At 70.7% G+C, this 9,146-nt stretch carries 6 protein-coding genes; 5 read left to right on the plus strand and 1 reads right to left on the minus strand.

Going from position 1 to position 9,146, the window contains the following annotated elements; all coding sequences use genetic code 11:
- Nucleotides 1-124 precede the first annotated feature (124 nt).
- On the plus strand, nt 125-2,335 hold the full coding sequence (locus tag C667_RS16790) for a RelA/SpoT family protein (protein WP_004370865.1): 2,211 nt from the start codon (nt 125-127) through the stop codon (nt 2,333-2,335).
- A 67-nt stretch (nt 2,336-2,402) separates the two neighbouring features.
- Here C667_RS16790 and ppk1 read toward each other — a convergent pair whose 3' ends face one another.
- The gene (ppk1, locus tag C667_RS16795; RefSeq protein WP_004370866.1) at nt 2,403-4,484 is read right to left on the minus strand and encodes a polyphosphate kinase 1; all 2,082 of its coding nucleotides are present in this window, start codon (nt 4,482-4,484) and stop codon (nt 2,403-2,405) included.
- A 181-nt stretch (nt 4,485-4,665) separates the two neighbouring features.
- On the opposite strand from ppk1, the gene ppx reads away from it, so the two are divergent.
- The 4 genes from ppx to C667_RS16815 are packed head-to-tail and all read left to right on the plus strand — an operon-like array spanning nt 4,666 to nt 9,053.
- Entirely contained in the window at nt 4,666-6,165 is a 1,500-nt protein-coding gene (ppx, locus tag C667_RS16800; protein WP_004370868.1) for an exopolyphosphatase, read from the plus strand.
- A 6-nt stretch (nt 6,166-6,171) separates the two neighbouring features.
- Nucleotides 6,172-7,287 (plus strand): MlaE family ABC transporter permease, encoded by a 1,116-nt coding sequence (locus C667_RS16805; RefSeq protein WP_004370870.1) that lies wholly within the window; start codon nt 6,172-6,174, stop codon nt 7,285-7,287.
- 8 nt (nt 7,288-7,295) lie between these two features.
- Nucleotides 7,296-8,096: an ABC transporter ATP-binding protein gene (locus C667_RS16810; protein WP_245538485.1), complete on the plus strand. Its 801-nt coding sequence runs from the start codon at nt 7,296-7,298 to the stop codon at nt 8,094-8,096.
- A 3-nt stretch (nt 8,097-8,099) separates the two neighbouring features.
- Nucleotides 8,100-9,053 carry an MlaD family protein gene (locus C667_RS16815; protein ID WP_004370874.1) on the plus strand — a complete coding sequence of 318 codons (954 nt, stop codon included), beginning with the start codon at nt 8,100-8,102 and terminating at the stop codon, nt 9,051-9,053.
- Nucleotides 9,054-9,146: the final 93 nt, after the last annotated feature.

Below are 9,146 nucleotides of genomic sequence, written 5' to 3' on the forward strand. Positions count from 1 at the left end.
CCGCCGCGCGCGCGCAAGTCCGGCGCCGCGTGCGCGCGGGCGCGGGCGGGCAGGACCCGAGCCAGCCTGCCCGAGTCCCGCCCGGGGCCGTCCGAGTTCTGCCCGTTGTGGGATAATCCGCGTCATGGTCTCCGTCACCCACGCCATCTCCCAGGGCGACACCGCCCCTCCGATCGATCTGCTCGCTGCCGGCCTGGAGCAGGGCGAACGCCAACGCATCGAAGCCGCGCTCGAATGGATCGCCGACCTCTACGAGGGCAAGGTGCTCGGCACCGGCGAGCCGACCTGGACGCACGCGATTGGCGCCGCGCTGATCGCCGCCTCGCTGCGCCTGGACGCCGAGACGCGGGTGGCCGCGTTGTTGTTCGCGGCCTGGGAAGAGCTCGACGATCCGGCCGAGGAGATCGAGGCGCGCTTCGGCCCCGCGATCACCACGCTGGTGCGCGGCCTGCACAAGCTCAATGGCCTGCGCGTGCTCACCCGCCTCACCACCAACGCGAGCGCGCCCGAGATCCGCGCGCAGACCGAGGTCCTGCGCAAGATGCTGCTGGCGATGGTCGAGGACATCCGCGTCGTGCTGGTGCGGCTGGCCTCGCGCACCCAGACCCTGCGCTTCTACACCGACCTGCCGGGCGACGCCCGCGTCGAGGTGGCGCGCGAGAGCCTGGACATCTACGCGCCGCTGGCCAACCGGCTGGGGGTGTGGCAGCTCAAGTGGGAGCTGGAGGACCTCTCCTTCCGCTTCATCGAGCCGGAGACCTACAAGCGCATCGCCAGGATGCTCGACGAGCGCCGCATCGAGCGCGAGCAGTTCATCGAGGATGCGATCGCCCGACTGCGCAAGGAAGTGGGCGCGGTCGGGATCGAGGCCGAGATCACCGGCCGGGCCAAGCACATCTACAGCATCTACAACAAGATGCGCAAGAAGCGGCTCGACTTCTCGCAGGTCTTCGACATCCGCGCGCTGCGCGTGCTGGTGCCCGAGATCAAGGACTGCTACACGGTGCTGGGCATCGTGCACCAGATGTGGCAGCCGATCGCGAAGGAGTTCGACGACTACATCACCAAGCCCAAGGGCAACAACTACCAGTCGCTGCACACGGCGGTGCTGGCCGGAGATGGGCGCGCGCTCGAGGTGCAGATCCGCACCTTCGACATGCACAAGCACGCCGAGCTCGGCGTGGCCGCGCACTGGCGCTACAAGGAAGGCGCCAAGCAGGGCGGCGACTACGACGAGAAGATCGCGCTGCTGCGCAACCTGCTGTCGTGGCGCGACGAGGTCACCGACGCCGCGCACTGGGTGGAGCAGCTCAAGCGCGCCTCGCTCGACGATACGCTCTACGTGCTGACCCCGCAGGGCAGGGTGGTCGACCTGCCGCGCGGCGCCACGCCGATCGACTTCGCCTACCGCCTGCACACCGACGTCGGCCACCACTGCCGGGGCGCCAAGATCGACGGCCACCTCGTCCCGCTCAACACCGCGCTCGAGAGCGGGCAGACGGTGGAGATCGTCACCGCCAAGGAGGGCGGCCCCTCGCGCGACTGGCTGGATGCGCGCCAGGGCTACGTCGCCACCTCGCGTGCGCGCAGCAAGATCAAGCAGTACTTCGCCCAGCTCGACGAGGAGGAGATCCTCTCGCGCGGGCGCAGCTTCGTCACCAAGGAGATGCAGCGCGACGGCCACGGCCAGGCCAACATCGACGGGCTGGCCGAGCGCCTCGGCTTCAAGAACGCCGAGGCGCTGTATTTGGCCGCCGGGCGTGGCGAGGTGGGGCCGCGCGCGATGCAGACCGCGCTGCGCGAGGGCAGCGCGCCCGAGCCGGCAGCCGAGGCCGAACCCGAGTTCGTGGTCAGCCGCAGCCGCAGCCGCTCCGGCGACAACCAGGACAAGATCCTGATCGACGGCGTGGGCAAGCTGATGACCTCGCTGTCGCGTTGCTGCAAGCCCGCGCCGCCGGATGCGATCGAAGGCTTCGTGACGCGCGGCCGCGGCATCTCGATCCACCGCGTCGACTGCGCCGACTTCCAGGACCTCGCGCGCAAGCACCCCGAGCGCGTGATCCCGGCCGAGTGGGGCGAGAAGGCGCACGACACGCGCAACGCGCTCTACCAGGTCGACATCAACGTCCAGGCGAGCGACCGCCAGGGCCTGCTGCGCGACATCTCCGAGGTGCTGTCGCGCGAGAAGCTCAACGTGATCGCGGTCAACACCCTGACCAAGAAGGGCACCGCCTACATGCGCTTCACGATGGAGGTCGGCGGCATCAAGCAGGTGCAGCGCGCGATCACCCTGGTGCGCGAGGTGTCCGGCGTCATCGACGCGCAGCGCAAGTAGGGGGCGTGCCGAAGCCGCGGCGGGGACGCGCGCGGCCTTGCCCGGCGCATGCCCCGGGCGTGCCCGGTCAACTGCTCGCCGCGAGTTCCTTCAACAGGATGAGCTGCGCCGCGCGGCGGATGCTGCGGGGGTGCTTGCGGCGGTACTTGCCGTCGGGTTGCATGTCCCAGGCCTGGCAGTTGTCGCCGAGGTAGGGGCGCAGGCCTTCCTTCATGACGCGGCGCTTGAGGCGCGGGTCGAGCACCGGGAAGGCGATCTCGATGCGGCGGAAGAAGTTGCGGTCCATCCAGTCCGCGCTCGACAGGTACATGTGCTCGGCGCCGTCGGCGTGGAAGTGGAAGATGCGGTGGTGTTCGAGGAAGCGCCCGACCACCGAGCGCACGCGGATGTTGTCCGACAGGCCGGGTACGCCCGGGCGCAGCGCGCACGGGCCGCGCACGATGAGGTCGATCTCGACGCCCGCCTGCGAGGCCTCGTAGAGCGCCTCGATGGTCTCGGGCTCGAGCAGCGCGTTCATCTTCGCGATCACCCGGCCGCGGCGGCCTTCGCGCGCGATCACGGCCTCCTGCCGGATCGCCGCCACGACGTTGGGCTGCAGGGTGAAGGGCGCCTGCCACAGGTGGCGCAGCTCGGTGGCCTTGCCCAGGCCGGTGAGCTGCTTGAACACGGTGGCGACATCCTCGCCGATTTCCTTGTTGCAGGTGAGCAGGCCGAAGTCGGTGTAGAAGCGCGTGGTGCGCGGGTGGTAGTTGCCGGTGCCCATGTGCACATAGCGGCGCAGGCCGTCTTCCTCGCGGCGCACGATCATCAGCAGCTTGGCGTGGGTCTTGTAGCCGAACACGCCATACACCACGTGCGCACCGACCTCCTCGAGGCGGTTGGCCAGGGTGATGTTGGCCTCCTCGTCGAAGCGCGCCATCAGCTCGAGCACCACGGTGACTTCCTTGCCCTTCTGCGCGGCGCGGGCGAGGTGCTCCATCAGCACCGAGTCGGTGCCGGTGCGGTACACCGTCATCTTGATCGCCAGCACGTGGGGGTCGTCGGCCGCCGCGCGCAGCAGCTCGATCACCGGGCCGAAGCTCTGGAAGGGGTGGTGGAGGAGGATGTCGCCGCCGCGGATCGCGGTGAACACCTGGCGGCGCTTGTCGAGCACCTTCGGCAGGCCGGGCACGAAGGGCGCGTACTTGAGGTCCGGGCGCTCGACCCAGTCGGGGACCTGCATCAGCCGCACGAGGTTGACGATGCCGGGCGTGCGGTAGAGGTCGCCCGGGGTGAGGTGGAAGTGCTGCAGCAGGAAGCTCGCCATCTCCTCGGAGCAGTTGTCGGCGACCTCGAGCCGCACCGCGTCGCCGAAGTGACGCTGCTGCAGCTCGCCCTTGAGCGAGGTGCGCAGGTCCTTGACCTCTTCCTCGTCCACGAACAGGTCGGAGTTGCGCGTGACGCGGAACTGGTAGCAGCCGAGCACGTTCATGCCCGAGAACAGCTCGCCGACGTGGGCGTGCAGCACCGAGGACAGGAACACGAAGCCATACTCCTGCTCGCACAGCTCGCGCGGCAGGCGGATCACGCGCGGCAGCGCGCGCGGTGCCTGCACGATCGCCGCGCCCGAGTCGCGCCCGAAGGCGTCGCGACCCTCGAGCTCGACGGCGAAGTTCAGGCTCTTGTTGAGCACGCGCGGGAAGGGGTGTGCCGGATCCAGCCCGATCGGCGTCAGCACCGGCATGACCTCGCGCATGAAGTAGTTGTGGATCCACGCGCGCTGGGCCTCGGTCCACAGGCTGCGGCGCGGGAAGACCACGCCTTCCTTCTCCAGCGCGGGGAGGATGTCGCCGTTGAGCAGCTGGTACTGCTCGGAGATGATCTCGTGCACCTCGTCGCTGACGCGCTCGAGCAATTCGGCGGGCGCGATCCCGTCCTCGCCCGACTTGCGGCTGCCGATGCGGATCTGCTCCTTGAGGCCGGAGACACGGATCTCGAAGAACTCGTCGAGGTTGCTGGAGACGATGCACAGGAAGCGCAGGCGTTCGAGCAGCGGTACCGTGGGGTCGGCGGCCTGGGCCAGCACGCGGCGCTGGAACTGCAGCAGCGAGAGCTCGCGGTTGAGGAAGTGTTCGGGCGGGTAGTTCGCGGTCATGCGGTCGGCGTGCATTCGGGATTCCTGTGCGCGGAAGTTCGCTCGGGATTATGTGACATTTCCATTGCGGTTTCATGACTGCCCGGGCGCCGCCCTGGTGCACCGCAAATGCCCTGCCGGCGTGGCTCGGATGCCTTTTGCGGGGTGTTAGAATCCCGCATTCCGGCGCCCCGGGGTGCCAGCTGCCGACACCACAATGCAAGATCTGATCGCCGCAATCGACCTCGGTTCCAACAGTTTTCGGCTGCAGGTGGGCCGGATCGTCAACGACCAGATCTATCCGCTCGACGGCCTCAAGGAGGCGGTCCGCCTGGCGGCCGGCCTGTCGCCCGACAAGATGCTGGATCTCGCCTCGCAGCAGCGCGGCGTCGCCGCCCTGCAGCGCTTCCACGAGCGCCTGCGCGACTTTCCGCCCACCCGGGTGCGCGCGGTGGCGACCAACACGCTGCGCGTGGCCAAGAACGCGCCCGAGTTCCTGATCCGCGCCGAGGCCGCGCTCGGCTTCCCGATCGAGATCATCGCCGGCCGCGAGGAGGCGCGCCTGATCTACGTCGGCGTCGCGCACACGCTCCCGGATCCGCATCGCCAGCAGCTCGTGGTCGACATCGGCGGCGGCTCCACCGAGTTCATCGTCGGCAAGAGCTTCGAGTCGCAATTGCTCGAGTCGCGCTACATGGGCTGCGTGGGCTACAGCCTGCGCTACTTCCCCGAAGGCCGCATCGACAAGCGCGCCTTCAAGGAGGCCGAGCTCGCCGCCCGCCGCGAGCTGCAGACGATCTCGGCGGCCTACCGCGAGGCCGGCTGGGAGGAGGCGGTGGGCTCGAGCGGCACCGCCAAGGCCATCGTCGAGATCCTCGAGCAGAACGGCCTGTCCGCGAGCGGCATCACCCGCGAGGGCCTGGAGAAGCTTAAGGCGCTGCTGCTGCGCGCCGGCAGCCTGGACAACATCGACCTGGCCGGCCTCAAGGGCGACCGCCTGCCGGTGATCCTCGGCGGCTTCGCGATCATGAGCGCGATCTTCAAGGAGTTCGAGCTTGAGCACATGGTGTTCTCCGAAGGCGCGCTGCGCCTGGGCGTGCTCTACGACCTGCTCGGGCGCTACCACCACCACGACCTGCGCGACGCCACCGTGAGCGCCTTCGTGCGCCGCTACGGCGTCGACCTGCGCCAGGCCCAGCAGGTCGCCGACACCGCCTGCCACCTGCTCGCGCAGCTCGAGCCCGAGACCGCCGATCCCGAGCACGACGACCATCGCTTCCTGCGCTGGGCGGCGCTGCTGCACGAGATCGGCATCTCGGTGGCGCACTCGAGCTACCACAAGCACAGCGCCTACATCGTCGGCAACGCCGACATGCCCGGCTTCTCGCGCATGGACCAGGCCCGCCTGGCGCGCCTGGTGCTGGCGCATCGCGGCAAGCTCGAGCGCGTCGCCTCGATCGACCCGGGTAGCGTGGACTGGCTGCTGATCGCCTGCATGCGCCTGGCGGTGGTGATCCATCGCGCCCGCGACGCGCGTGGCCTGCCGCCCGTCACGCTGCGCCGCGAGGGCCGCGGCTTCAGCCTCACCGCCGCGCCGGGCTGGCTGCAGAAGCTGCCGCTCACCGCAGCCGCGCTCGACGAGGAGCAGCGCCAGTGGCAGGGGCTCGGGCGCGCGCTCTACATCCGCGCGCTCAGCCTGCGCTCGCCCGCCACCTGAGCAGCGATGGCGGGGCGCGCGCTCGACGAGGTCTTCGCGGCCGGGGCCGAGGGCATCCGCCTCGCCGGCGACTGGACCCTGCGCGGCCTCGACGCGCACCTGCCCGCGCTGCGTGTCGCGCTCGCCACGGTGCACGGCGACGCGCGCTGGTCGCTGCGCGCGGTGCGCCGCATGGACAGCTTCGGCGCGCTGCTGCTGTGGCAGGCCTGGGGAGAACGCTGGCCCGTGGCCCTGGAGGCCGACGAGGCGCAGCGCGCGATCATCGGCCGCATCGAGCAGTCCGCCGCCCATGCGCTGCCGACCCCCGCGCGCAGCCCCGCCCTCGACGGGGTGGCGCTGCTCGGTGCGGGGCTGCTGGCTTTTGCCGGCCACCTCGCCGGGTTCGTCGCGCTGCTCGGTCGCCTCGTGCTCGACCTCGGCCACCTGCTGCACCATCCGCGCGACTGGCCGCTGCTGGAGATCTCGGCCAACCTCTACAAGGTCGGGGTCCGGGCCATGCCGGTCTCGGCCCTGGTGGGCTTCCTGATCGGCGTGGTGCTGTCCTACCTGTCCGCGCTGCAGCTGCGCACCTTCGGCGCGGACGCCTTCATCGTGAACATCCTCGGCATGGGCATCATCCGCGAGCTCGGGCCGGTGCTGGTGTCGGTGCTGGTGGCGGGGCGCTCCGGGTCGGCGATGACGGCGCAGCTCGGCGTGATGCGGGTGACCGAGGAGATCGACGCGCTCGCGGCGATGGGCGTGTCGCGCAGCCTGCGCCTGGTCCTGCCGAAGGTCGTCGCGCTCACCTTGGCGATGCCGCTGCTGGTCTTGTGGACCTCGGCGATCGCGCTTTTCGGCGGCTGGGTGTCGGCGTGGGTCGAGCTCGACATCGGGCTGCATTTCTTCCTGCAGGCGCTGCCCGACGCGGTGCCGGTCGCCAACCTCTACATCGGGCTGGCCAAGGGCGCGGTGTTCGGCTTCCTGATCGCGCTCGTCGCCTGCCACTTCGGCTTGCGCGTGCAGCCCGACACCGAGAGCCTGTCGACCCACACCACCGCCTCGGTGGTGGCGGCGATCACGGTCGTGATCCTGGTCGATGCGGTGTTCGCGATCGCCACGCGCTCGATCGGGCTGCCGCTGTGAGCGCCCCGGTGCTGGACGATCCCGCCCCGGCCGGCCGCGATGCGGTGGTCCGCCTCGAAGGCATCGTCACCCGCTTCGGACGTAACGTCGTGCACGAGGGCCTCGACCTCTCCATCCACGCCGGCGAGATCGTCGCCCTGGTGGGCGGCTCGGGTAGCGGCAAGACCACGCTGCTGCGTCACGTCATCGGCCTCACCCGACCCGCCGCCGGTGGCGTGGAGGTGTTCGGCGAGGCGCTCGACGCCGGTGGGGCGGCCGAACGCCTGGCGCGGCAGCGCCGCATGGGGGTGCTGTTCCAGCACGGGGCGCTGTTCTCGGCCTTCAGCGTGGCGCAGAACATCGCCTTCCCGTTGCGCGAGCTCGGCGTGATGAGCCGGCAGGAGATCGACCGCCTGGTCGCGCTCAAGCTGGAGATGGTGGAGATGGAGGCGGCGCACGCGCTGCTGATGCCGGCCGAGCTCTCGGGCGGGATGGTCAAGCGCGTGGCGCTCGCACGCGCGCTCGCGCTCGAGCCCGAGCTGCTGCTGCTCGACGAGCCCACCGCCGGGCTGGACCCCGACCGCAGCGCGAGCTTCATCCGCCTGATCCGCGCGCTGCACCGCGAGCTCGGGCTCACCGTGGTGCTGGTGACCCACGATCTCGATACACTTGCGCAGATGGCTACGAGCGTGGCGGTGCTCGCCGAGCGCCGCATCGTCAGCCACGCGTCGCTCGACGAAACGCTCGCCCTCGACCACCCCTTCGTCGCCCGCTTCTTCCGCGGGCTGCAGGCGCGCCGCAGTCGGTCCAACGGCGCAGGAGCAGGCTGAATCATGGAAAACCGTGCCCACGCGCTCGCCGCCGGGCTGTTCGCAATCGTGCTCGGTGCCGGTATCGTGTTCGCGATCTGGTGGTTCTCCGACCAGCGCGTGCCGATGCGCGAGCTCGTGCTCGAGGCGCACGGCGACATCAACGGCCTGGGCGAGCAGTCGCGCGTGCGCTACCGCGGCATGGCGGTGGGGAGCGTGCGCGCGATCGGGATCGACCCTGCTGACCTGCGTACGCTGCTGGTGCGCATCGCCGTGCCGGCCGACCTGCCCCTCACGCAGGGCACCACCGCCACGCTCGGCACGCTGGGCGTGACCGGACTCGCCTTCGTGCAGCTCGACGACCGCGGCGAGGATCGCAGGCCCTTGCTCGCGGCCGACGGCGAGCCGCCGCGCATCGCGCTGCAGCCGGGCCTGGTGGAGGCGCTCTCCGGGCGTGCGCTCGCCGCCTTCGACCAGTTCCAGGCGCTCGGCGAGCGCCTCGCACGCCTGGCCGACGAACGCACGATCGAGCGCCTGCAGGGGGCGCTGGCCAGCCTGGAGTCGGCCGCCGCCGGTGTGGATCGCGGCGTGGCCGAGCTGCCGGCAACCCTGGCCGCGCTGCGCGCCACGCTGAGCCCGACGAACATCGCCCGCATCGGCGGCGTGCTCGCCAAGCTCGAGCGCGGCGCTGCCGAAGCCGCACCGGCCGTGGTCGAGCTGCGCCGCCTGATCGCCCGCATCGACCACGCGGCCGCACGGCTGGAGCACAGCGCAGGCGCCGCCGGGGAGGATCTGGTCGAGCGCACCCTGCCGCAGCTCGACGTCCTGCTCGGCGAGCTCACCACCACCTCGCAGCGCTTCGGTCACCTGGTCGAGGAGCTCGACGCCTCGCCGCAGCTCCTGCTGACCGGGCGCGGCCGCCCTCGGCCGGGGCCGGGCGAGGCGGGCCACGAGGGTTTTGCCGGGGACGACCGATGAGCACACGAGACCAACGCACGTCGCCGGCGGGCCGCGGTGGCCGCCGTGGCCTGCCGCGATGGGCGGCGTGCGCGGCGTGCGCGCTGCTGCTGG

Source organism: Thauera phenylacetica B4P (assembly GCF_000310225.1).
Lineage (GTDB): Bacteria > Pseudomonadota > Gammaproteobacteria > Burkholderiales > Rhodocyclaceae > Thauera > Thauera phenylacetica.

Coding starts and splice junctions, on each gene's coding strand:
- ppk1 (WP_004370866.1), bottom strand. CDS start 4,484: ATGCACGCCGACCGCATGACCGCGAACTACCCGCCCGAACACTTCCTC.
- C667_RS16815 (WP_004370874.1), top strand. CDS start 8,100: ATGGAAAACCGTGCCCACGCGCTCGCCGCCGGGCTGTTCGCAATCGTG.
- C667_RS16805 (WP_004370870.1), top strand. CDS start 6,172: ATGGCGGGGCGCGCGCTCGACGAGGTCTTCGCGGCCGGGGCCGAGGGC.
- C667_RS16790 (WP_004370865.1), top strand. CDS start 125: ATGGTCTCCGTCACCCACGCCATCTCCCAGGGCGACACCGCCCCTCCG.
- ppx (WP_004370868.1), top strand. CDS start 4,666: ATGCAAGATCTGATCGCCGCAATCGACCTCGGTTCCAACAGTTTTCGG.